The following is a 23,231-nucleotide window of genomic DNA, read 5'->3' on the forward strand; positions in this document are numbered from 1 at the left end:
TTTGCCATCAAATAAATACAACTAAATTCGTATTTTGTTAGCCATGCTCTTTAAGGGAATAAAAAAAAATCCACAAGCAGCAAATGGCAGAATGTTTGGATGAGCAATGCGCCTTTAAATAACGGTCGCAGACGTTTCCTAACCGCAACAACAGCTGTTGTTGGTGGTCTGGGTGCCGCTGCTGTCGCCGTTCCTTTTATTAAATCTTGGAACCCAAGTGAAAAAGCCAAAGCTGCAGGTGCCCCTGTTGAAGTTGAAATCGGTAAACTTGAAGAAGGGCAAATGGTACGTGTGGAGTGGCGTGGTAAACCTGTATGGGTTGTACGTCGTGCACAATCAGTTGTAGACACGCTTAAAGAACTCGACGGTCAGTTACGTGACCCTTCATCTGGTGAAGAACAACAACCAACTTATGCTCAAAATGCTTACCGCTCAATTAAGCCAGAGTACTTCGTTGCCGTTGGTATCTGTACGCACCTTGGTTGTTCACCGACCTATTTACCTGACAGTTTTAGCGAACAAGTTCAAGGTGTGAAATCTGGGTTCTTCTGTCCATGTCATGGCTCTAAGTTTGATATGGCTGGTCGTGTATTCCAAGGCGTTCCTGCGCCCTTGAACTTAGTCGTACCTAAGCACATGTATCTGAGCGATACCAAGATCATTATCGGTGTTGACGAAGGAGGGGAGGCATAATGCAAGCTCTACTTGATTGGGTAGAAAAACGCATACCCGCAATGAATGCGTACAAAAAGCACCTTTCTGAGTATCCGATGCCAAAGAACTTTAACTTTTGGTATCTATTCGGCTCACTAGCGATGCTTGTGTTGGTCAATCAGATCCTAACGGGTATCTGGCTAACAATGAACTACGTACCATCTGGTGATGGTGCATTTGCCTCTATCGAATACATCATGCGCGATGTGGAATACGGTTGGTTACTGCGTTACATGCACTCGACCGGCGCATCGGCATTCTTCGTTGTTGTTTACCTGCACATGTTCCGTGGTCTGATCTACGGTTCCTACCAGAAGCCTCGTGAGCTGCTATGGATCTTCGGTATGCTAATCTTCCTTGTGTTGATGGCTGAAGCATTCATGGGTTACTTACTACCATGGGGTCAGATGTCTTACTGGGGTGCACAGGTAATCATCTCTCTATTTGGTGCTATTCCTGTAATCGGTGATGATCTAACGCTATGGATTCGTGGTGACTACGTTATCTCTGGTGCTACGCTAAACCGTTTCTTCGCTCTACACGTTATTGCTCTACCTATCGTACTATTGCTATTGATCGTACTTCACGTATTGGCACTGCACGAAGTTGGTTCGAACAACCCAGACGGTATCGAAACCAAACTACCAAAGGGCAAGATGGGCGACGATTACCAGACGCAGTTTAAGTTCCACGACTACTACACTAAGAAGTATGACATCATAGACTCTATTCCTTTCCATCCGTATGGGACTGTGAAAGATATGGTAGGTGTAGCCGGCTTCCTATTCTTGTTCTGTTACGTGTTGTTCTTCAATCCAGAGATGGGCGGTTATTTCCTAGAGCCACCAAACTTTGAAGCAGCGAACCCACTGAAAACACCTGAACACATTGCTCCTGTATGGTACTTCACTCCGTTCTACGCGATTTTACGTGCGGTTCCGGATAAGCTACTCGGTGTTATCGCGATGGGTGCATCGATTGCGGTTCTATTTGTACTACCTTGGTTAGACCGTTGTCGTGTACGTTCTTACCGCTACCGCAGCAAGTTCCATTTATTCAACATCATCCAGTTCACGATCAGCTTTATCGCGTTGGGTATTCTTGGTGCGCTACCCGCAACACCAACATACACGCTATTAGCTCAGATCTTCAGCTTAGCTTACTTCATGTTCTTCGTACTGCTGTACTTCTACAGTAAGAACGAAGCGACTAAGCCACTACCAGAAAGGGTGACATTCAAATGAAAAAATGGATTGTAATTTTATTTGCAATGCTGCCTTCATTGGCGATGGCAGCGGGTGCGAACGTACCACTTGATAAAGCGAACAATGATCTGAGTGACCAGGCTTCACTGCAAAACGGCGCGAAACTGTTCATGAACTACTGTTTCGGTTGTCACTCAGCTCAGTACCAACGTTATGAACGTGTAGCACGTGATATCGGTATCCCGGTTGAGTTATTGAAAGATAACCTGATCTTTGATCCTGAAGCTAAGGTGGGTGACTTAATGGAGAATGCTATCCCAGATAAGTCAGCGGCGAAATGGTTTGGTGCTCCACCTCCAGATCTCACTTTAGTTGCACGTGTGCGCGGTACCGATTGGCTATATACATACTTGCGTAGTTTCTACGAGGACCCAAGTCGCCCATTTGGTGTTAACAACATCGTTTTCCCAAGTGTTGGTATGCCACATGTACTCGAAGAGCTGCAAGGTATTCCCAAGCCTATTTTTGAGACTCATATAGTTGATGGCCAGGAAGTGACAAAAGTGGTCGGTGTTGAGTCTGATGGCACGGGAGAACTTAACAGTGAAGAGTATGACCAAGCGGTTCGTGATTTGGTTAACTTCTTAGAGTACTCAGGTGACCCTGTTAAGCTTGAGCGTCATGCACTAGGTTGGTGGGTAATGGCATTCCTAGTGATCTTCACTATTGTCGTTGTGCTACTTAAGAAAGAGTATTGGCGCGATGTGCACTAATTGTGCTATCATACCGTGCTAATTCCTAATTTTTAAACTTTACAATGGAGGCTTAGCCTCCATTGTTTTTATTTGTAAGTGTGCTGGAGGGCTCCATGGCTGTAGCTGCCAATAAACGTTCTGTGATGACTCTATTTTCAAGTGCATCTGATATGTATAGCCATCAGGTTCGTATTGTTCTAGCAGAGAAAGGTGTAAGTGTTGAAGTAGAGCTTGTTGATGAAGCGAATCTACCTGCGGAGCTTATCGAATTAAACCCGTACAAGACAGTACCAACGTTAGTTGATCGTGAACTAGCGCTTTACGATTCAAAAATTATCATGGAATACCTAGATGAGCGTTTCCCTCATCCACCATTGATGCCTGTTTACCCAGTTGCGCGTGGCAATAGCCGTCTGATGATTTTCCGTATCGAGAAGAACTGGTACACGCTTGCTGAAAAGATCGTAAAAGGTAACGCTGAAGAAGCAGAAGCAGCGCGTAACAAACTGCGTAATGACCTGCTAACTCTAGGTCCTGTATTCGCTGAATACGAGTACTTTATGAGCGAAGAGTTCAGCTTAATCGACTGCTACCTAGCACCGTTACTATGGCGTTTACCTCAACTTGGTATTGAGCTTGTAGGCCCTGGTTCTAAAGAGCTTAAAGTGTACATGAACCGCGTATTTGAACGTGATTCATTCCTAGCTTCTCTCACTGAAGCTGAACGTGAAATGCGTCTAACTCGTTAATTGGCGAGAAGATGGATATAGCAAACATGACACCACGCCGACCATACATGCTACGTGCATTTTATGAGTGGCTGGTGGACAACGACTTAACGCCACATCTGGTTGTCTCAGCCGAACTGCCGGGAGTGCGTGTGCCTCTCGAGTTTGTTCAAGATGGCCAAATTATCCTTAATGTTGCTCCTCGAGCCGTGGGTAATTTAGAGCTAGGTAACGAGGCGATTACCTTTAATGCTCGCTTTAGCGGGCGTCCTCACTCCGTTATTGTGCCTCTTTATGCGGTTCAGGCTATCTATGCCCGTGAAAACGGTGCTGGAACTATGTTTGAACCTGAAGATGCCTACATGGGGGAAGAGGAAGGTTTCGAGGAAGAGATTACAGAAGAGTCACCTCAAAGCCTCTCTGTTGCGGAAGAGCCAGAACTGGAGCTGGAATCCGTTGAGTCTGAATTGGCAGAGGGCGAAGCGCCTAGACCAAAAGGCAGACCGAGTCTTCGAGTGGTTAAGTAATAAAAAAGCAGCGCCTAGCGCTGCTTTTTACATCTATTCCGACAGGGTCAACTCCCTTGATAGAAAGCACGAATGACTTGTTTTACACCTGAGGTGTTACGAGCAATATCTATTGCTATTGTTGCATGTTCTTGCGATACATAACCAAGCAAGAATACCTCTTTGTCTTCAGTGATTACCTTAATTTTGGTGCCGCTAAGTTCCGAGTTAGCGATTAGCGCTGATTTTACCTTAGTGGTTATCCAGCTATCATGGCTAATTTGCCCCACAGAGAGTGGTGACTTCACGCGCAGTTGGTTGTGTACCTCTTTAACGCCTTTAATGTCACGAGATCGACTCTCTATATCGCGTTTTAGTTGTTCAGTATTCGCTTGCCCCATTAAAACAACGGTGCCGTTGTATGAGCTTGCTGTGATACGAGCGTTACCACGGAAAGGATCTTTATTACCTATACCGGTAATCTCAAACTCGATATTGTTGTCATTCCATATTTCTTGAGTGGTACGAGGGTCAATAACGATACTTGCGGTTGTTGCCGCGCCTGCGACAAACAGGCCAGCACAGCCGGAAAGGCTAAGTGCGAAAAGAAAAACGACTAAGTTTTTTACCATCTTCATAATTTACTCTTCATGAGCTGGGAACAGTACCTGATCAATAAGATCACACAAGCAGTGTAGCGTGACCATATGAACTTCATGGATACGAGCGGTTCGGTGAGAAGGGATGCGAATCTCGACATCATTTTCACCAAGTAGACCGGCCATTTCACCACCATCTTTACCAGTAAAAGCGATGATAGTCATATCACGAGTTACTGCAGCCTCCATCGCTTTGATGATGTTTTTGCTGTTACCGCTGGTTGAAATCGCGAGTAGAATATCACCCGGTTGGCCAAAGGCCCTTACCTGCTTAGAGAAAATCTCTTCATAGTGGTAGTCGTTGGCAACGGCAGTCAGTGTGGTGTTGTCTGCGGTTAATGCCATTGCAGGTAGGCTTGGTCTCTCTGTTTCAAAACGGTTGAGAAGACAAGATACGAATTGCTGGGCATTTGAAGAAGACCCGCCATTGCCACAGCAAAGAATTTTATTGCCATTGAGCAAGCTTGCAACCATAGCTTGAGCTGCGTGGGTAATTGCATCAGGCAGTGCCTCTGCTGCGGCGATTTGAATTTGAATACTTTCAGTAAAGCTATCTTTAATGCTGTCTAGCATCGATTATCCTTGAGTAATTGCGTTTTTTATCCACTCGATCTGTTTACCATGTTGGTGTATTGCCACCAAGTCGAAACGGAAATCGGTCGAATGAATCGATAGACCATTTTTCGCTAGCCATAGCGTTGCGGCTTTGACGAGCTTTCTAACTTTGCTCGCAGTGACTGTTTCTGCAGCATGCCCATAGGCTTGGCTCTGTCGATAGCGAACTTCGACGAAAACAATCGTCTCGCCGTGTTTCATGATCAGGTCAAGCTCACCGCCTTTTATTAGGAAGTTTCTCTCAATTGGCGATAAGCCGCAACCTATAAGATATTTTTCGGCCGCGGCTTCGTAGTGTTGCCCTTGCTCACGCTTATTGAGTGGCACTGTGCTCCGCCCAACTGATCTCACGTTGCACGATACAATTTTCATTAATGCTGAGTAGGCCAGTGTTACCTTCAAGGTTGTAGTCGTGGACGACTTTCATTTGCGGTAGATGCTCCATCAGGCGGTAGGCATCCATCCCAAGTGCTTGAAGACGTATCTCGGCATTGGAATCTTTAGGCCATAGTTTGTCCATCTGTGCTTTCAGGGCAGCATCAGGTTGGATTAGTAGAGGAATATCACTGAACATCACACCAGTTAAGTCTTCGTATTGATGGCGGCCACTGTTACTGCGAGAGTTAGAGTATAGCTTTGGTGGCGTTGTATCTGGGTTGATCGCCACTTCGATAAATGGCTTGATTAAGGTCAGTTCTGAACCGTTAGCGACAATGTACACCGCATCAATATCACGGCGACTTCGTGGCTGACTCTCTAGTGGAATATCGAGTAGAGATTCCATCTGCGCTATGTGCTGTTGGCTACTTTGCAGGCCAAACACTTTGTTGATATCACGTTGTAGCTGGCGCTTATCACCAAATAGGTTAACTGCTACCTTAGTATCATTGTGCTGTTTCCACTCTTGCTCAAACGCTTCGACTACACGAGTGCCAAGGCGACCTTGCGGCGCGAGAATGAGAGGGTATTGGTAACCTTGCTGCGCTAAATGTTTCGCTGCTTGCGCAACTTCTTGCTCGGGTGATAGTGCTAAGTAACAAGTGTTGTTGCCTGGCTGAATTTCATCAGGAATGTTTAGCGCTAGGGTTGGTAGAGGCGTCGTAAAGCTAGCTTGCGCTTGCTGTAGTTTCTCGATATTGCTTTTCAGCAATGGACCAACAACAGAGTCGATCTGCTTCTCTACTAGAGTGATTTCTAGTTCTTCAATCGAGGTTGCGTTGGTATCAATAACAGTAAGTGTTGCATTCTCGTCTCGCTCAGTGTCATTCATCATTTCAAGAATAAAACCATCACGAATCAGCTGTGCTTGCTTGGCGAATTTGCCTGTAAGTGGCAGTAGCAGAGCAGTATTGACTGGCTTAGTGATTTCGAGCGCTAGAATGTCAGTAATGGCCTGAGGTGTATACTGCGTTGCTGGGTGGCTAGGGTGATTAGCAAGCCACTCTTCTAACTGAGCTTTAAGCTGAGGTAGGTCACTTGCATAGTTTTTACTCGTAGCTGCTAGCTCGAGCCAACCTGTAATTTCTGTATCGTTCTCTTGAACCTTGAACCCTTCGATTTGTGAAAGTAAGTATTTACCTAGATTGCTCCAAATGGTTTGGGCAATGGCGCTTTGCTCAGTTTCTGGCTGGTACTGACGACTTAAAGAAAGTTCTCGAGTTGCATTAAATATGTCGCCTTTCTTCGTGAATAGAGAACCACGCATCTGATGATAGTTCAGCCACTGATCTTCTCCCAACTGCCAGTTTGGGCGGAAGTTAAGAACTTGCAGAGCCTCATCATTTTTGCCTTGTGAAACCAATAACTCTGCGCGCGCTAGTTGCCACTCTGCTTGTTGCATTTCGTTAAGCGACTGGCGTGACAAACGCTTGATGAGCAGTTCTGCTTGTGCGGTGTCACCGGCATCGATAGAGGCTTTCAGTGCCATAATAAGCCAATCGCTCTGCAAACTACCTTGGCTACTATCAGCGCGCATTAAGTAAGTTTGTAGAGGTTGGTTAGGGTCGAGCGTAATATCGACACTTTGTGGCGCCTTAGGAGTAGAAGAACACGCTGCCAAAGTGACAGCTAGTGCTACAGGAGTCATTAAGCGTGTTACACTTAGACGCTTGTGGTGTTTTATGGCCATGAGTTCTTTATTAATTCCGTATAAGATTGTGTCTATATTAATCGTTGAAGTGATGGTAAACAAATGACAGATAACAAAACCTTACCAATCGAGGTTCCCACTCTTTATATCGTGCCTACCCCTATTGGTAATTTAGGTGATATTACTCAACGAGCCATCGAAGTGTTATCGAGTGTTGACCTCGTTGCAGCTGAAGACACCCGTCATACTGGTAAATTATTGTCGCACTTCAGTATTCATACTAAAACTTTTGCCCTCCATGATCATAATGAACAGCAAAAAGCGCAAGTCTTAGTCGATAAATTGTTAGCTGGGCACTCTATCGCACTGGTTTCTGATGCCGGAACGCCATTAATTAGCGATCCAGGCTACCATCTTGTGACGCAATGTCGTCAGGCGGGAGTCAAAGTTGTCCCGCTACCAGGTGCATGTGCGGTTATCACGGCGCTGAGTGCTTCTGGTCTTCCATCTGATCGTTTTAGCTTTGAAGGTTTCCTACCTGCTAAGAGTAAAGGGCGCAAAGATAAGTTCCTTGAAATTGCTAAGGTAGAGCGTACTTGCGTGTTCTACGAATCTCCACACCGAATTTTAGACTCACTCGACGATATGTTGGAAATTTTGGGTCCAGAGCGAGAAGTTGTGTTAGCCCGCGAGTTGACCAAAACGTTCGAAACAATCCAAGGTATGCCTTTAGGTGAGTTGGTTGAGTGGGTTAAGTCGGATCCAAATCAGCAGCGCGGTGAAATGGCGTTATTGATCCACGGCTACCGCTCTACTGAAGAGGAGTCGATCCCTGAAGAGGTAAAACGCACGCTGAGCATTCTAGTTAAAGAGCTACCACTGAAAAAAGCAGCGGCTATGGCGGCGGAAATCTACAACTTAAAGAAGAATGCCCTATATAAGTGGGGGTTGGAGAATCTTTAAGTTTCGAGTTTCTAATCACTCGTAGCTCGTAGCTCGTAGCTCGTAGCTATCTACTCGTCTACTTTTTGATCACTTAGCGTGCTCATTTCATCATATCTGTGATCTCGCTAGACACTTCACTCTTAACTCTATACAATCCGCCCTCGGAGTCGACTGGGTAGTCGCTGCTTTGTTGATGTCCTTCGGGAGACTGACGTTGAGGTCCTTTTAGGAGACTGACGTTGACGTCCTTCGGGAGACTGACAAAGGGGAGGAAAGTCCGGGCTTCATAGAGCAAGGTGCCAGGTAACGCCTGGGGGGCGCAAGCCCACGACAAGTGCAGCAGAGAGAAGACCGCCGATGGCCCTAGGGCACAGGTAAGGGTGAAAGGGTGCGGTAAGAGCGCACCGGACGACTAGTAATAGTTCGTAGCAGGGTAAACTCCACCTGAAGCAAGACCAAATAGGCCTCCACATTGCGTTGCTCGCGTAAGGAGGCGGGTAGGTTGCTCGAGCCAGTGAGTGATTGCTGGCCTAGACGAATGGCTACCGCCGCGAAAGCGGAACAGAACCCGGCTTATGTGTCGGCTCCACCTATTCGAGACCCATTGTAACTTTATTGTTATGATGGGTTTTTTGCTTTTATTTGACCAATTTGGTTTTCGAAAGATTAAACTTAGCGCAAAATCACGTGTTCGTAATCGCTAGTAGTGGCGATACGCCATTAAATCAGTACACTGGTGAATTCGAACTCGTCAATGCGTCAGCCACATGAGATAACTATGACCGAAGCATTTAAACACATATCTGTACTCCTTCATGAATCGATCGATGGTTTAGCGATTAAACCAGACGGTATATACATTGATGGTACGTTCGGTCGTGGTGGTCACAGCCGCACGATTCTCTCTAAGCTCGGTGAAAATGGTCGTCTGTATAGTATTGACCGTGATCCTCAGGCAATTGCTGAAGCGGGCAAAATTGATGATCCTCGTTTTACCATTATTCACGGCCCTTTTTCAGGCATGGCTGAATATGCGGCTGACTACGATCTGGTTGGTAAAGTCGATGGTGTGTTGCTTGATCTTGGTGTCTCTTCACCACAATTGGATGATGCAGAGCGCGGTTTCAGCTTTATGAAAGATGGCCCACTCGATATGCGTATGGACCCAACTTCGGGCATTCCAGTTTCGCAGTGGCTACTTGAAGCAGATCTTGATGATATTACTTGGGTAATTCGTGAGTTTGGTGAAGATAAACATGCGCGTCGTATTGCTAAAGCGATTGTTGCCTATCGTGAGAATGAAGAGAACGAACCCCTAACTCGAACTGGTCAGTTGGCTAAAGTGATTTCTGAAGCTGCGCCAAAGAGCTTTAAAGAGAAAAAACACCCTGCAACACGTGCTTTCCAAGCATTCCGAATTTACATCAATAGCGAACTAGAAGAGATCGATACTGCATTAAAAGGTGCAGCGAGCATTTTGGCCCCTCAAGGCCGCCTGTCGGTGATCAGTTTTCACTCGCTAGAAGATCGCATGGTTAAGCGCTTTATCCGTAAAGAGAGCAAAGGTCCTGAGGTTCCTCACGGTATTCCTATGACCGAAGCGCAGATTAGTGCGCTAGGCAGTGCCAACTTAAAACCAGTTGGCAAAGCGATCAAACCTTCGAAACAAGAAGTCGAAGAGAACGCTCGTTCACGCAGTTCAGTGCTTCGTCTGGCAGAAAAACTATAGACCTATGAGTAAGGCAACTCCCAATCTTGCTAAATTGATTGCACTCGATCTACTGGGTGTCGGTCGAGTACCTCTTATTCTATTGGTACTGATATTTAGCAGCGCAATGGGAGTTGTATTTACCACCCACCATACCCGTCAAGCCATTACTGAAAAAGATCAAGCACTTGTCGAGCGAGAAAGGCTAGACGACGAGTGGCGTAACTTGCTGATCGAAGAAACCGCACTATCAGAGCACAGTCGAGTTCAAGCTGTGGCAAAAGCCGAGCTTGAAATGAAGCGTCCAGATTCAGACAAAGAAGTCATCATCAATCTTCCATGAGCAAAAAAGTTAAACCTGTAGAGTCTAAAACCGAGCAACAGCCAGTGACATTAATTCGCTGGCGCTTCTACTTGGTGCTGTTTTTTGTCTTTTGTGCATTTGCAGCGCTTGCAGGCCGCATTGCGTACATTCAAATTATCGAACCAGACAACCTTATAAAGCAGGGTGACCTACGCTCTATTCGAGCTAAAACCCTTCATTCGGCTCGAGGTATCATCTCTGATCGCAACGGCGAGCCTCTGGCGGTAAGTGTTCCCGTTGAAGCGGTTTGGGCCGATCCTGTCGCGATTTTTAAAGCGGGTGGCCTAGAAGATATCGACCGTTGGCACGCACTGGCAGATGTACTTGGCCTTAAGCGCCAGAAGCTTATCGATAAAATTAATCGTAATAAGAAGAAGCGCTTTATCTATCTTCAGCGTCAAGTTAGCCCGGCGATGGCGCACTATGTTCGTGAGTTGAAGCTCTCCGGTGTTGGTCTAAAAGCGGAATCTCGACGTTACTATCCAGCAGGTGAAGTTAGTGCTCACTTAGTTGGTGTGACAGGTATCGATGGACATGGTCTAGAGGGTGTTGAGCGTAGCTACGATAAGTGGCTTACTGGTGAAGCTGGCAAACGTATTATCCGTAAAGATCGCTATGGTCGTGTGGTTGAAAATATCTCACTGGAAGAGCGAGAAGAGGGTAAACCGCTCGAGTTGACTATCGATCAGCGCGTTCAGGCGATCGCCTACCGGGCAATCAAGCAAGCCGTTGCAGACTATCGAGCGACTTCTGGCTCGGCTGTGATTCTGGATGTAAAAACTGGAGCGGTACTGGCGATGGTCAATGCGCCTTCGTACAACCCTAATAACCGCGCTGATCTTCAATCTGCAAAGATGCGTAACCGCGTCATCACCGATGCGTTTGAGCCGGGTTCTACAGTAAAACCATTTGTTGTTTTGGCGGCGTTAGAAAATGGCGTGGCGGATGACAACACCATTATCGATACCGGCAATGGCATCATGCAGATCGGTGGTAGCCGTGTACGTGATACGTCGAAAGTGGGTAAAGCTGACTTAACCACCATCTTGAAAAAATCGAGTAACATTGGTGTCGCGACGCTGGCGCTCGATATGCCTTTAGAAGCCTTATTGGGTATGTATAGCTCAGTGGGTTTTGGTGAAGTGTCAGGTTTGAACCTAGTCGGTGAAACACAAGGTATTTTCCCTAACCGACGCCGCTGGTCTCAGTTTGAAATCGCTACTCTTTCATTTGGTTATGGCTTGACTATTACGCCACTGCAACTTGCCCATGCCTATGCGACTTTAGGTAACTTAGGTGAGTACCAACCGATCCATATCATCGAGAACAACCAACAAGATTTTGCTAAGCAGGTCATCGACCACGACAATGCACAAAAAGTCCTGAACATGTTGGAAACCGTTACTCAGCCTGGTGGTACAGCGACCAAAGCGGCAGTACCAGGTTACCGTGTCGCGGCAAAAACCGGTACGTCACGTAAAGCGATTGCTGGTGGTTATGGTGATGAATATTTTGCTTATACAGCAGGGGTAGCGCCGGCGAGTGACCCAAGAGTTGCACTAGTGGTTGTGGTTAATGAACCTCAGGGTGATAACTACTACGGTGGTTCAGTGGCGGGTCCGGTATTTTCCGAAATTATGAAGGGGACGCTGCAGATTCTCAATGTGGCGCCCGACGAAAACAGATTTAAACAAGATTAAGTGAGTTTACAAATGTCGAAGGAACTGACCTTAGCGGTTTTGCTCTCTCCATGGTTAGATATCTCAGGCCGTGTAGAAGCGAATTTAGTTGTTCAGAACCTAGAACTTGATAGTCGAAAGGTTACCACGGGCACAACATTTGTGGCAGTCAAAGGTCATGCTGTTGATGGCCGACGTTTCATTGCCTCTGCGGTAGAGCAGGGAGCGAGCGCAGTCATTGCTGAGGCTTGTGACGATCATCCGCATGGAAAGATTGAGCTGCTTGGTGCTGTCCCTGTCATCTACCTTGACGGATTAGGCCTTCATCTATCACAGCTTACTCTGCGTCTATATCCATTAGTGGACAACAAGCTGATAGCGGTAACCGGTACCAATGGTAAAACCACGATAACCCAGTTGATCGCTCAGTGGTTAGAACTTGTCGAGCGCAAAGCAGCGGTAATGGGCACAACGGGCAACGGCTTTTTAGATGATCTTCAGGTGGCAAAGAACACGACTGGCAGCGCAATTGAGATCGCGCAAACTCTTCACGCATTAGAGAGCCAAGGCGCAGACTATACTGCGCTAGAAGTCTCGTCTCACGGCTTAGTTCAAGGGCGAGTGAAAGAGCTCCAGTTTGAGGTTGGTGCTTTTACCAATTTGAGCCGCGACCATCTAGATTACCACGGCACGATGGAAGAGTACGCTGAAGCTAAGTTCTCTCTTTTTGACCAACACAACTGTAAAAAAGCGGTGATCAACATTGATGATCCTGTTGGTGCGACTTGGTTTGAGCGTTTAGATAATGCAATTGCCGTGACTCTTAAACCTAGCGAGCATCCACAAGCAGTGTGGGCAAAGCAGGTTAACTATTCTGAATCAGGTATCGAGCTGAGCTTTGAAGGTGCATTTGGCTGTGGAAGTCTGTCAGTGCCTTTAATCGGTGAGTTTAATGCTAACAATGTCCTGCTTGCGATGACTACCTTGTTGAGTGTTGGGATCGATAAGCAGCAACTGATCGATACCGCATCCTCGTTAAAGCCTGTTATTGGTCGTATGGAGCTGTTTGCTAGCCAAGACAAAGCTAAGATTGTTGTCGATTATGCCCATACGCCAGATGCACTGGAAAAAGCACTCCAAGCGCTTCGGGTTCACTGCACAGGCAAACTGTGGGCAATCTTTGGCTGCGGTGGCGATCGCGACAAAGGTAAGCGTCCGATGATGGCATCGATCGGTGAGCGCTTGGCTGACTACGCGATTCTCACTGATGACAATCCGCGCAGTGAGTCTCCTCAAGCTATTGTGCAAGATATGCTCGCAGGGATGGAAAGTCCGCAAACTGCAATTGTTGAACACAATCGTTTTGATGCGCTCAAGTATGCACTAGATAACAGTCAGCCTGACGACATTATTCTACTCGCGGGTAAAGGCCACGAAGATTACCAAGTGATGGCGGGTGAGACGATTCACTACTCTGATCGCGAATCAGCGAAGCGACTGTTGGAGAAAAACGCATGATCTCTTTGATGTTAAGCCAGATTGCTGAAGCTTTAGATGCCGAACTGATTGGTAACGATATGGCGATCAGCTCAGTTTCAACCGATACCCGTGCCATTGAGCCACAAGCGCTGTTTGTGGCTCTGGTTGGTGAGCGTTTTGACGCCCATAATTTCGTTGCTCAAGCGGTAGAGTCCGGTGCAGGTGCACTACTCGTTAGCCGGGTTGTGGAGGCAGATGTGCCTCAACTGCTAGTTAAAGATACCAAGCTTGCACTAGGCCATTTAGGCTCGTTAGTGCATCAAACCTGCTTAACGCCTACTGTTGCGATCACAGGCAGTTGCGGCAAAACCACAGTTAAAGAGATGGTTGCTAGCATTATGGAGCAGAAGGGGCGCGTACTCTTCACTGCTGGCAATTTTAATAATGATATCGGTGTGCCACTAACGCTGCTGCGTTCCACTCCTGAAGATGATTTCGCTGTGATTGAAATGGGCGCCAATCACATAGGGGAGATTGCTTACACCACACAACTTGTCCAGCCTGATGTTGCTCTAGTCAATAACGTTGCAGCAGCGCACCTTGAGGGCTTTGGCTCTATGGACGGGGTTAAGCAAGCCAAAGGTGAAATCTACCAAGGCTTAAAACCAGGTGCAGTAGCCGTTGTAAATCTAGACAGTAATGGTGGCGACTACTGGCAAGAGGTGTTAGCTGATAAAACGGTAAAAACTTTCTCGGTGAATGACTCGTCAGCAGATTTTTATGCCGATAATGTTTCCCTCAATGAGATTGGTGAAGCGCAATTCTCGCTAGTGACACCGTTCGGCTCAGTTGATGTCAAACTAGGTATCATAGGTCAACATAACGTTGCCAATGCGCTTTCAGCAACGGCACTTGCTCTGGAACTTGGTGCTTCGCTTGAGATGGTTAAAACGGGCTTGGCTCAACTTGGTAAAGTAAAGGGTCGAGTTGAACTGATTGAACTGAATGAAAGCATCAAACTAATTGACGACAGCTACAATGCTAGTGTTCCAGCGATGAAAGCGGCTGCTGACCTGTTAGCGGGTTTTTCGGGAGTTCGCTGGCTAATTTTGGGCAATATGGCTGAGTTAGGTGATGAAAGTCTTGCACTTCACCGTCAAGTCGGGGAACATGCTGCCCCATTCAAATTTGAACACGTGCTTACTTATGGGGCTGATGCGAAAGCGATCAGTGACGAGTGCGGTGGTATTCACTTTGAAGATCACCAAAGCATGATTGATTATATAAAACAGCAGATTGAACAGCATCAACAACCGCAAACATTGTTAGTCAAAGGGGCAAACAGTGCGGGAATGAGTAAGATCGCTGCTGCTGTCAAGGAGATGTACACATGATTATTTGGCTCGCAGAGCTGCTACAGCCATATTTTTCATTCTTCCGATTATTCGAATACCTATCGTTTCGTGCAATTGTCAGTGTGTTGACCGCACTAGGCATTTCACTGTGGATGGGACCGATTATGATCCGCCGTTTGCAACTGTTGCAAATTGGTCAGGTGGTACGTAACGAAGGGCCTGAATCTCACTTTAGTAAACGTGGTACGCCAACGATGGGCGGTATCATGATTTTGACTGCGATAGTGACGACTGTGCTGCTTTGGACCGACCTCTCTAACCCATATGTTTGGGCGGTGCTTGCTGTGCTGCTTGGCTACGGTACGATTGGTTTTGTTGATGATTACCGCAAAGTGGTACGCAAAAATACCGATGGCTTGATCGCGCGTTGGAAGTACTTTTGGCAATCGGCGGTTGCCTTGGTGGTTGCGTTTGCACTTTATGTTCACGGCAAAGATACTGCAGCGACTCAACTCGTCGTGCCATTTTTTAAAGAGGTGATGCCTCAGCTAGGTTTGCTGTACATCGTCCTTACCTATTTTGTGATTGTCGGAACCAGTAACGCCGTTAACTTAACTGACGGCCTTGATGGTCTAGCCATTATGCCGACCGTGCTTGTTTCAGCTGGTTTTGCAGCTATTGCTTGGGCGACCGGTAACGTTAACTTTGCTAACTATCTTCATATTCCATACATCCCTGAGGCTTCTGAGCTGGTGGTAGTGTGTACGGCGATCGTTGGAGCTGGCCTTGGATTTTTATGGTTCAACACATATCCAGCGCAAGTCTTTATGGGCGATGTTGGTTCACTCGCTTTAGGTGGTGCGTTAGGCACAATTGCGGTGTTGGTTCGCCAAGAGTTTGTTCTGGTGATCATGGGCGGCGTGTTCGTGATGGAAACCCTATCGGTGATTCTTCAGGTTGGTTCATACAAACTTCGTGGTCAACGCATTTTCCGCATGGCTCCGATACATCACCACTATGAGTTAAAAGGTTGGCCTGAACCACGAGTGATTGTGCGTTTCTGGATCATCTCTATTGTTCTAGTTCTGATTGGTCTAGCGACTCTTAAAGTTCGATAAGGAAATCATAAGTAATGACCATTGACCGCTGGCAAGGTATTGAGAAAGTGGTGGTTGTAGGGCTCGGGATTACCGGGCTCTCTGTCGTTAAGCACTTACAAAACTTACCCAAAAACCTTGATATTCGCGTGATAGATACGCGCGAAAACCCTCCGGGTAGTGACGCGTTACCTCAAGCTGTGGCACTGCACTGCGGAGGCTGGAATCAAGCTTGGTTGATGGAAGCGGATCTGGTGGTCACTAATCCGGGGATTGCACTTGCGCTGCCTGAGATTCAGCAGGTCATTGAGGCTAATATTCCGGTGGTGGGTGATATTGAGCTGTTTGCTTGGTCTGTTGATAAACCTGTGATTGCAATTACCGGCTCTAACGGTAAGAGCACAGTGACAGACTGGACTGGGCAAGTAGCGAAAGCAGCAGGTTTGAAAGTCGGTGTTGGTGGCAATATCGGTGTGCCAGCGCTTGATTTGCTTGAAGAGCAAGCTGATCTCTACGTATTGGAACTCTCTAGTTTCCAGCTCGAAACAACTTCATCTTTAGCACCTACAGCAGCGGCATTCCTTAATCTTTCAGAAGATCATATGGATCGCTATGAAGGGATGGAAGACTACCGCCAAGCTAAGCTGCGCATATTCAAAAACGCCAATGCTTGTGTTGTGAATGCTGATGACCCGGTGACCTACCCAGAGCAGGAGGCGAGTCTTATTGAGTTTAGCCTTACTAAACCAGCGCGATTTTCACTGCTTGAGCAAAACTCAACTGAGTATCTAGCGATTGACGGAAAGCCGCTCTGTGCAAGCCAAGAGCTCTCTCTTGTCGGTCGACATAATGTGGCTAACGCTTTGGTGGTGTTAGCGCTGCTTGATCAAGCTGGAGTCGATATCGCCAAGGGCCTACCTGCACTTAAGTCCTACCAAGGTTTAACACATCGATGCCAAGTCGTTGCCGAAAATCACGGTGTTAAGTGGGTCAATGACTCTAAAGCGACCAATGTGGCTAGCACCATCGCGGCACTTTCGGGTTTAACCCTTGAAGGTAAGCTTTATCTTTTAGTCGGTGGCGATGGTAAAGGGGCAGATTTTTCTGAACTTGCACCTATTTTACAGTCGCTTAACGTACAGTTGTGCTGTTTCGGTGAAGATGGCGAACAGTTTATGTCGCTACACTCTAGTGCGAAACGTTTTGATACCATGCACGAAATCGTTCAATGGGTTGCCCCTCAAGTCTCATCCGGTGATATGGTGCTACTGTCTCCAGCGTGCGCGAGTTTTGATCAGTTCAAAAACTTTATGGCTCGCGGTGACGCATTTACTGAGTTGGCAAAGGCTTACGCTTAATAACACCGAGAAATATGCAGATTCGACACATTTTTGGCAGTATAAAACGTTGGGTGACGACAGCGTCTCCTGAAGCTTTGTTTGACCGTCAATTGGTATGGATTTCACTTGGCCTAATGCTTACGGGCTTGGTGATGGTGACATCTGCCTCATTTCCAATTAGCTCACGCTTAACTGATCAACCGTTCCATTTCATGTTCCGCCATGCGATTTTCCTCGTCCTGGCTCTTTCAACTTCCGCCGTCATATTGCAGATACCGACGAAACGTTGGGCTCAGTACAGTACTTGGCTGCTGTTCTTGTCGATATTCCTCCTGTTTGTGGTACTGGTTGCCGGTAAATCTGTAAACGGTGCTTCACGTTGGATTCCGCTCGGGCTATTTAACTTACAACCCGCGGAAGTGGCTAAGTTGTCACTGTTTATCTTCATGTCGGGTTATCTGGTGCGGAAAAACGAAGAGGTGAGATCGAGCTTCTTCGGTGGCTTCATAAAACCCATTATTGTTTTTGGCACCTTAGCGAGTTTGCTATTGCTACAACCTGACTTAGGTACGGTTGTGGTTATGCTCGTGACTCTATTCGGCATGCTGTTTATTGCCGGGGCGAAGCTGACTCAATTCTTAGCACTTATGGTGGTCGGGCTACTCTCGGTTGCAACGCTAATCTACATTGAGCCATATCGTATGAGGCGTGTGACCTCATTTTTAGACCCGTGGGAAGACCCGTTTGGTAGCGGTTATCAGCTCACTCAGTCGTTAATGGCATTTGGTCGCGGTGAGTGGTTTGGACAAGGTCTAGGTAACTCAATCCAGAAGCTAGAATATTTACCGGAAGCGCATACTGACTTTGTTTTTGCCGTTTTGGCTGAAGAGCTTGGTTACGTTGGTGTGATACTGGTGCTGATGCTGATATTTAGCCTGGTATTAAAGGCGGTCTATATTGGACGTAGAGCGTTCGATGCCAACCAACTGTTTGGCGGCTACCTTGCATTTGGTATCGGTATTTGGTTTGCATTCCAAACGTTAGTCAATGTCGGTGCAGCAGCGGGTATGGTGCCGACCAAGGGCTTAACACTGCCTTTGATCAGTTACGGTGGTTCAAGTTTGATCATTATGTCGGTTGCGGTATCGATACTGCTACGCATTGATCATGAGTGCCGTTTAGTCAGTGCAGAAACACAACAAAATATAGAAAACGATGAAAAAGAATAAACGATTAATGGTGATGGCTGGTGGTACTGGCGGTCACGTATTTCCTGGTCTAGCCGTCGCCAAGCAGCTTCAATCTCAAGGTTGGGAGATTCGCTGGTTAGGTACAGCTGATCGTATGGAAGCTGACCTTGTTCCCAAACACGGCATCGAGATAGATTTTATCAAGGTAAAAGGTCTACGCGGTCAAGGAATTGCACGCCTGATTAAAGCACCCTTTCAGATCGTTAATGCGATCCTTCAAGCCAAAGCACACATGAAGCAGTGGCAGCCTGACGCAGTACTGGGTATGGGTGGTTATGTGAGTGGTCCGGGTGGTATCGCAGCTTGGCTACTTGGTATTCCTGTTGTGCTGCACGAGCAAAATGCGGTCGCAGGTCTAACTAATCAGTGGCTGTCTAAAATAGCTAAAAAAGTATTTCAAGCGTTTCCGGGCGCTTTTCCCAACGCTGAAGTGGTTGGAAACCCAGTTCGTGAAGACGTGGTTGCGATTCAACAACCAGAGGCACGTTTGGCGAATCGCGACGGTAAGATCCGTATTTTGGTTATGGGTGGCAGCCAAGGTGCACAGATTCTCAATCGAACCTTGCCCGAAGCAATGGCTAAGCTAGGTGAGCAATTTGATATTCTCCATCAAGCGGGTAAAAACAATCGAGATGAAGTGGCGCAGGCGTACCAAGCCAACCAGGTGCAGAATGCACAAGTCACTGAGTTCATTGATGATGTGGCGGAAGCGTATAACTGGGCAGATTTGCTAGTTTGCCGCTCAGGAGCATTAACAGTTTCAGAAGTTTCAGCGGCAGGAGTGGGGGCGATTTTCATCCCATTTATGCACAAAGATCGACAGCAAGCGCTAAATGCTGATCATCTGGTAGAATGCGGTGCAGCAAAAATGATAGAACAGCCCGAGCTAACGGTAGATAAGTTAGTGTCTGAGATCCAGACTCTAGACCGTAGTAAGCTATTAATAATGGCAAGCAGAGCTCGCGAGGCGGCGAAGTTAGATGCAGACACAGTGGTAGCGGAAGCAATTGTCGCACTAACGAAATAACGAGAAGATTCATGACAATTCAACATACTCAAGATTTAGCCCAAATTCGCGCAATGGTGCCAGAGATGCGCCGCGTGAAATGTATTCACTTCATTGGTATTGGCGGTGCTGGCATGAGCGGTATCGCTGAGGTACTGCTTAATGAAGGCTATCAAATTTCTGGTTCTGATATTGCTGAAAACCCAGTAACAGAGCGTTTGACGCAAAAAGGCGCGACGGTATATATCGGTCATGTAGAAGAGAATGTCGCTAAGGCGAGCGTAGTCGTTGTTTCAACGGCAATCAACGAAGAAAACCCTGAGATTATCGCAGCAAGAGCGGCGCGAATTCCCGTTGTTCGCCGCGCCGAGATGTTGGCCGAGTTAATGCGCTTCCGCCACGGTATCGCTGTAGCAGGTACGCACGGTAAAACCACAACCACAGCGCTAGTCACTCAGATCTACTCAGAAGCAGGTCTAGATCCAACATTCGTTAATGGTGGTCTGGTTAAGAGTGCAGGTACCAATGCTCGCTTAGGTTCAAGCCGAATCCTTATTGCTGAGGCTGATGAAAGTGACGCTTCGTTCCTACATTTACAGCCAATGGTTAGTATCGTGACCAATATCGAAGCTGACCACATGGATACTTACGGTGGTGATTTCGAGACCTTAAAGCAAACTTTCATCGATTTCTTACATAATCTGCCATTTTATGGCCAAGCTATTGTTTGCATTGATGATCCTGTCGTAAGAGAATTAATCCCTAGCATCAGTCGTCAAGTGATCACTTATGGTTTTGCTGAAGATGCTGATGTGCGTATCGACAACTATCGACAAGAAGGCCAGCAAGGTAAGTTTACGGTTATCCGCCAAGGTAAAGCGGATCTCGATATCACCCTGAACATCCCTGGCCGTCATAACGCGCTAAACGCTTCAGCGGCAATTGCTGTCGCAACAGAAGATGATATCTCCGACGAAGCAATCATGAATGCTATGGCGGGAACACAAGGTACAGGTCGCCGCTTTGATCACCTCGGTGAATTTGACACTGGCAATGGTAGTGCAATGCTTGTCGATGATTATGGTCATCACCCAACAGAGGTTGATGTGACTATCCAAGCGGCACGTAATGGCTGGAAAGAGAAGCGACTAGTGATGATCTTCCAACCGCACCGGTACAGCCGTACTCGCGATCTGTATGATGATTTTGCCAATGTGCTCGAACAGGTAGATGTTTTAATCATGCTGGACGTTTACTCTGCGGGTGAAAAGCCGATTGCAGGCGCTGATGGGCGTGCGTTATGCCGCACCATTCGCAGTCGAGGTAAACTAGATCCGATTTTTGTTCCAGAAACCAAGGCGTTACCTTCAGTTCTCGCTAATGTTTTACAAGATGGTGACCTAGTATTAACTCAAGGTGCGGGTGATGTCGGTAAGGTGGCTAAACAGCTAGCCGCTTTTGAATTAAACATTGAACAGATGAGTCAGGCATAGTTTAAAACATAGATTTTTAGCTATTTATGTCACTTATTGCAGTTTAAGTTGTGATTTATCACTTTCAGTGTTTGATACTTTTTGGGACGCCAGTATAATCCGAAGGTTAAAGTAAGTGCTTTTGCCTCTATATACGAATTGAGATAGGGATAGATAAGCGAGCTAATGGCAAGGATTAGGGACTTTGATTAAAAGTGCTTTTAATGAAGGCCGCGGTTTAACTTCTGCACCACAACTAAGAGATCACGCCCTAGGTGGCAGTTTCTTACTGGTGGTCTTGTTGTTGATAGGCTCTCTCCTCTACTCGACGATTTCATGGATGTGGGATGACCAGCGTCTTCCCCTTTCAAAAATCGTGCTCCAGGGTGAATTACACTATGTGTCTGCTTTAGATGTTCAACGAGCGTTTTCTCGTCTTGAACACGTAGGTACATTTATGTCGCAAGATGTGGATGTATTGCAGAGCATGGCGGAATCGATCCCCTGGGTTTCTCACGCCTCTATTCGCAAACAGTGGCCAGACACCGTCAAAGTTTTTCTTACTGAGCATCATGCAGAAGCTATCTGGAATGGTATCTCTCTGCTCAATGATGATGGACAGGTTTTTGATGGTGACATAGGTCAGCTGGAAGAAGAACGGGTTAAGTTATATGGACCGCAAGGTACCAATGAAGAAGTGCTTCAGGTATGGCGCGATATTCGCCCTAAGTTTGAAGCCTTAAATCTAACGATTACTTCACTGGTTCTTAATGATCGCCGAGCTTGGCAGATCATTGTTGATAACGGTATCCGTTTAGAACTGGGTAAAGAGTCGTTAGAAGAGCGTATTGCTCGCTTTGTCTCGCTGTATAAAAAGCTAGGGCAAGATACTCAAAAAGTGAGCTACATAGACCTCAGGTATGATACGGGAGCATCAATTGGATGGTTCCCAGAACACGAGTTAGGACAAGAGACTACAGATGACTAAGACCGCTGATGACAACATTATTGTTGGTCTTGATATAGGCACTGCCACTGTGTCGGCTCTCGTAGGCGAAGTATTGCCTGATGGTCAAATTAATATTATTGGCGCAGGCAGTAGTCCGTCCCGCGGGATGGATAAAGGTGGTGTAAACGACCTTGAATCGGTGGTTAAGTCAGTCCAGCGAGCAGTTGACCAAGCTGAACTGATGGCAGAGTGCCAAATTAGCAATGTTTTTATTTCGCTCTCAGGGCGTCACATTGCGAGCCGTATTGAAAAAGGCATGGGAACTATCTCTGATGAAGAGGTTTCTCAAGAAGATATGGATCGTGCGATTCATACGGCAAAATCAATTAAAATTGGTGATGAACAGCGAATTCTTCATGTCATCCCTCAAGAATTTACAATTGATTACCAAGAAGGGATTAAAAATCCGCTAGGTTTATCTGGGGTGCGCATGGAAGTTAGCGTGCATCTCATCTCTTGTCATAGCGATATGGCAAGGAATATTATTAAAGCCGTAGAGCGATGCGGGCTGAAAGTAGAGCACCTTGTTTATTCTGGATTAGCTGCAAGTAATGCTGTTATCACAGAAGATGAACGTGAATTAGGTGTATGTGTGGTCGACATTGGTGCGGGCACAATGGATGTTTCTATATGGACAGGCGGAGCTTTGCGCCATACAGAAGTATTTTCATACGCTGGTAACGCAGTAACAAGTGATATTGCGTTTGCTTTCGGAACGCCGGTTAGCGATGCGGAAGAGATTAAAGTTAAATATGGCTGTGCTCTTAGTGAGCTGGTTAGTAAAGATGACACGGTTAACGTTCCTAGCGTCGGCGGGCGCCCATCACGAAGTTTACAGCGACAAACTCTGTCTGAAGTGATTGAGCCTCGTTATACTGAGCTAATGGGACTGGTTAACCAAACCATCGATACAGTTCAAGAGAAGCTGCGCGAAGAAGGGATCAAACATCACCTGGCAGCGGGTGTGGTGCTCACTGGTGGAGCGGCACAAACCGAAGGACTTATCGAGTGTGCGGAACGCGTTTTCCGCAACCAAGTCAGAGTCGGCAAGCCTCTAGAGGTAAGCGGCTTAACAGATTATGTAAAAGAGCCGTACCATTCTACGGCAGTTGGTCTACTCCATTATGCAAGGGATAGCCAAATTAACGACGATACTGAGTACAGTGAGCCTGCTCGCCAGTCAGTAACGGGACTATTTGGACGTTTGCGTAATTGGATACAAAAAGAGTTTTAACCTGAGCAACAGGAAAAACGGA

At 46.7% G+C, this 23,231-nt stretch carries 22 protein-coding genes and 1 other RNA gene; 19 read left to right on the forward strand and 4 right to left on the reverse strand.

The genetic code is table 11. The annotated features are described in order from the left end of the window. The first annotated feature begins 99 nt into the window (after positions 1 to 99). From petA to sspB, 5 genes are all read left to right on the forward strand, one after another. Complete coding sequence (gene petA / locus QTO00_RS00680; protein ID WP_038202816.1) at positions 100 to 693, forward strand: ubiquinol-cytochrome c reductase iron-sulfur subunit; 594 nt, start codon at positions 100 to 102, stop codon at positions 691 to 693. Then, positions 693 to 1,958: a cytochrome b gene (locus QTO00_RS00685; protein WP_038202814.1), complete on the forward strand. Its 1,266-nt coding sequence runs from the start codon at positions 693 to 695 to the stop codon at positions 1,956 to 1,958. Before petA ends, QTO00_RS00685 begins: the two co-directional genes overlap by 1 nt. After that, complete coding sequence (locus QTO00_RS00690) at positions 1,955 to 2,692, forward strand: cytochrome c1 (protein WP_331422320.1); 738 nt, start codon at positions 1,955 to 1,957, stop codon at positions 2,690 to 2,692. Before QTO00_RS00685 ends, QTO00_RS00690 begins: the two co-directional genes overlap by 4 nt. A gap of 95 nt (positions 2,693 to 2,787) precedes the next feature. Beyond that, complete coding sequence (sspA, locus tag QTO00_RS00695; protein ID WP_331422321.1) at positions 2,788 to 3,423, forward strand: stringent starvation protein SspA; 636 nt, start codon at positions 2,788 to 2,790, stop codon at positions 3,421 to 3,423. A gap of 11 nt (positions 3,424 to 3,434) precedes the next feature. Continuing rightward, positions 3,435 to 3,929 (forward strand): ClpXP protease specificity-enhancing factor, encoded by a 495-nt coding sequence (gene sspB / locus QTO00_RS00700; protein ID WP_331422324.1) that lies wholly within the window; start codon positions 3,435 to 3,437, stop codon positions 3,927 to 3,929. A gap of 47 nt (positions 3,930 to 3,976) precedes the next feature. Here the strand turns inward: sspB and QTO00_RS00705 are convergent, their stop codons facing one another. From QTO00_RS00705 to QTO00_RS00720, 4 genes are read right to left on the reverse strand one after another with little or no spacing between them, the layout of a single operon-like run. Further along, positions 3,977 to 4,546, reverse strand: a complete 570-nt coding sequence (locus QTO00_RS00705; RefSeq protein ID WP_331422325.1) for a BON domain-containing protein — start codon at positions 4,544 to 4,546, stop codon at positions 3,977 to 3,979. A gap of 3 nt (positions 4,547 to 4,549) precedes the next feature. Next, positions 4,550 to 5,140: a phosphoheptose isomerase gene (locus tag QTO00_RS00710; RefSeq protein ID WP_038202806.1), complete on the reverse strand. Its 591-nt coding sequence runs from the start codon at positions 5,138 to 5,140 to the stop codon at positions 4,550 to 4,552. Between the two features lie 3 nt (positions 5,141 to 5,143). After that, complete coding sequence (locus tag QTO00_RS00715) at positions 5,144 to 5,509, reverse strand: YraN family protein (RefSeq protein WP_331422326.1); 366 nt, start codon at positions 5,507 to 5,509, stop codon at positions 5,144 to 5,146. Further along, a complete protein-coding gene (locus QTO00_RS00720; protein WP_331422327.1) occupies positions 5,496 to 7,310 on the reverse strand; it encodes a penicillin-binding protein activator in 1,815 nt (604 codons plus the stop codon). Before QTO00_RS00720 ends, QTO00_RS00715 begins: the two co-directional genes overlap by 14 nt. 63 nt (positions 7,311 to 7,373) lie before the next feature. Between QTO00_RS00720 and rsmI the strand changes: the two genes are divergently transcribed. From rsmI to ftsA, 14 genes are all read left to right on the forward strand, one after another. Then, positions 7,374 to 8,234: a 16S rRNA (cytidine(1402)-2'-O)-methyltransferase gene (rsmI, locus tag QTO00_RS00725; protein WP_331422329.1), complete on the forward strand. Its 861-nt coding sequence runs from the start codon at positions 7,374 to 7,376 to the stop codon at positions 8,232 to 8,234. Between the two features lie 145 nt (positions 8,235 to 8,379). Further along, positions 8,380 to 8,808, forward strand: an RNA gene (rnpB, locus tag QTO00_RS00730) — RNase P RNA component class A. Between the two features lie 186 nt (positions 8,809 to 8,994). Then, positions 8,995 to 9,945 carry a 16S rRNA (cytosine(1402)-N(4))-methyltransferase RsmH gene (gene rsmH, locus QTO00_RS00735; RefSeq protein ID WP_331422331.1) on the forward strand — a complete coding sequence of 317 codons (951 nt, stop codon included), beginning with the start codon at positions 8,995 to 8,997 and terminating at the stop codon, positions 9,943 to 9,945. A gap of 4 nt (positions 9,946 to 9,949) precedes the next feature. Next, positions 9,950 to 10,267 carry a cell division protein FtsL gene (gene ftsL / locus QTO00_RS00740; RefSeq protein WP_331422333.1) on the forward strand — a complete coding sequence of 106 codons (318 nt, stop codon included), beginning with the start codon at positions 9,950 to 9,952 and terminating at the stop codon, positions 10,265 to 10,267. Then, a complete protein-coding gene (locus QTO00_RS00745; RefSeq protein ID WP_331422335.1) occupies positions 10,264 to 11,988 on the forward strand; it encodes a penicillin-binding transpeptidase domain-containing protein in 1,725 nt (574 codons plus the stop codon). The genes ftsL and QTO00_RS00745 overlap by 4 nt, the downstream gene beginning before the upstream one ends. Before the next feature lie 12 nt (positions 11,989 to 12,000). Further along, positions 12,001 to 13,485 (forward strand): UDP-N-acetylmuramoyl-L-alanyl-D-glutamate--2,6-diaminopimelate ligase, encoded by a 1,485-nt coding sequence (gene murE, locus QTO00_RS00750; RefSeq protein WP_331422336.1) that lies wholly within the window; start codon positions 12,001 to 12,003, stop codon positions 13,483 to 13,485. After that, a complete protein-coding gene (murF, locus tag QTO00_RS00755) occupies positions 13,482 to 14,840 on the forward strand; it encodes a UDP-N-acetylmuramoyl-tripeptide--D-alanyl-D-alanine ligase (RefSeq protein WP_331422337.1) in 1,359 nt (452 codons plus the stop codon). The genes murE and murF overlap by 4 nt, the downstream gene beginning before the upstream one ends. Further along, positions 14,837 to 15,919 (forward strand): phospho-N-acetylmuramoyl-pentapeptide-transferase, encoded by a 1,083-nt coding sequence (mraY, locus tag QTO00_RS00760; RefSeq protein WP_038202782.1) that lies wholly within the window; start codon positions 14,837 to 14,839, stop codon positions 15,917 to 15,919. The genes murF and mraY overlap by 4 nt, the downstream gene beginning before the upstream one ends. A 14-nt stretch (positions 15,920 to 15,933) precedes the next feature. Further along, positions 15,934 to 17,256 (forward strand): UDP-N-acetylmuramoyl-L-alanine--D-glutamate ligase, encoded by a 1,323-nt coding sequence (gene murD / locus QTO00_RS00765; protein ID WP_331422340.1) that lies wholly within the window; start codon positions 15,934 to 15,936, stop codon positions 17,254 to 17,256. Between the two features lie 14 nt (positions 17,257 to 17,270). Then, entirely contained in the window at positions 17,271 to 18,467 is a 1,197-nt protein-coding gene (ftsW, locus tag QTO00_RS00770) for a cell division protein FtsW (protein ID WP_331422342.1), read from the forward strand. Beyond that, positions 18,454 to 19,515, forward strand: a complete 1,062-nt coding sequence (murG, locus tag QTO00_RS00775) for an undecaprenyldiphospho-muramoylpentapeptide beta-N-acetylglucosaminyltransferase (protein WP_331422344.1) — start codon at positions 18,454 to 18,456, stop codon at positions 19,513 to 19,515. The genes ftsW and murG overlap by 14 nt, the downstream gene beginning before the upstream one ends. Positions 19,516 to 19,526: 11 nt before the next feature. Further along, a complete protein-coding gene (gene murC, locus QTO00_RS00780; RefSeq protein ID WP_331422345.1) occupies positions 19,527 to 20,987 on the forward strand; it encodes a UDP-N-acetylmuramate--L-alanine ligase in 1,461 nt (486 codons plus the stop codon). Between the two features lie 184 nt (positions 20,988 to 21,171). Next, positions 21,172 to 21,954 (forward strand): cell division protein FtsQ/DivIB, encoded by a 783-nt coding sequence (locus tag QTO00_RS00785; RefSeq protein ID WP_331422347.1) that lies wholly within the window; start codon positions 21,172 to 21,174, stop codon positions 21,952 to 21,954. Continuing rightward, positions 21,947 to 23,209 (forward strand): cell division protein FtsA, encoded by a 1,263-nt coding sequence (gene ftsA, locus QTO00_RS00790; RefSeq protein ID WP_331422349.1) that lies wholly within the window; start codon positions 21,947 to 21,949, stop codon positions 23,207 to 23,209. Before QTO00_RS00785 ends, ftsA begins: the two co-directional genes overlap by 8 nt. Positions 23,210 to 23,231: the final 22 nt, after the last annotated feature.

The organism is Vibrio sp. M260118, assembly GCF_036533755.1.
GTDB lineage: Bacteria > Pseudomonadota > Gammaproteobacteria > Enterobacterales > Vibrionaceae > Vibrio.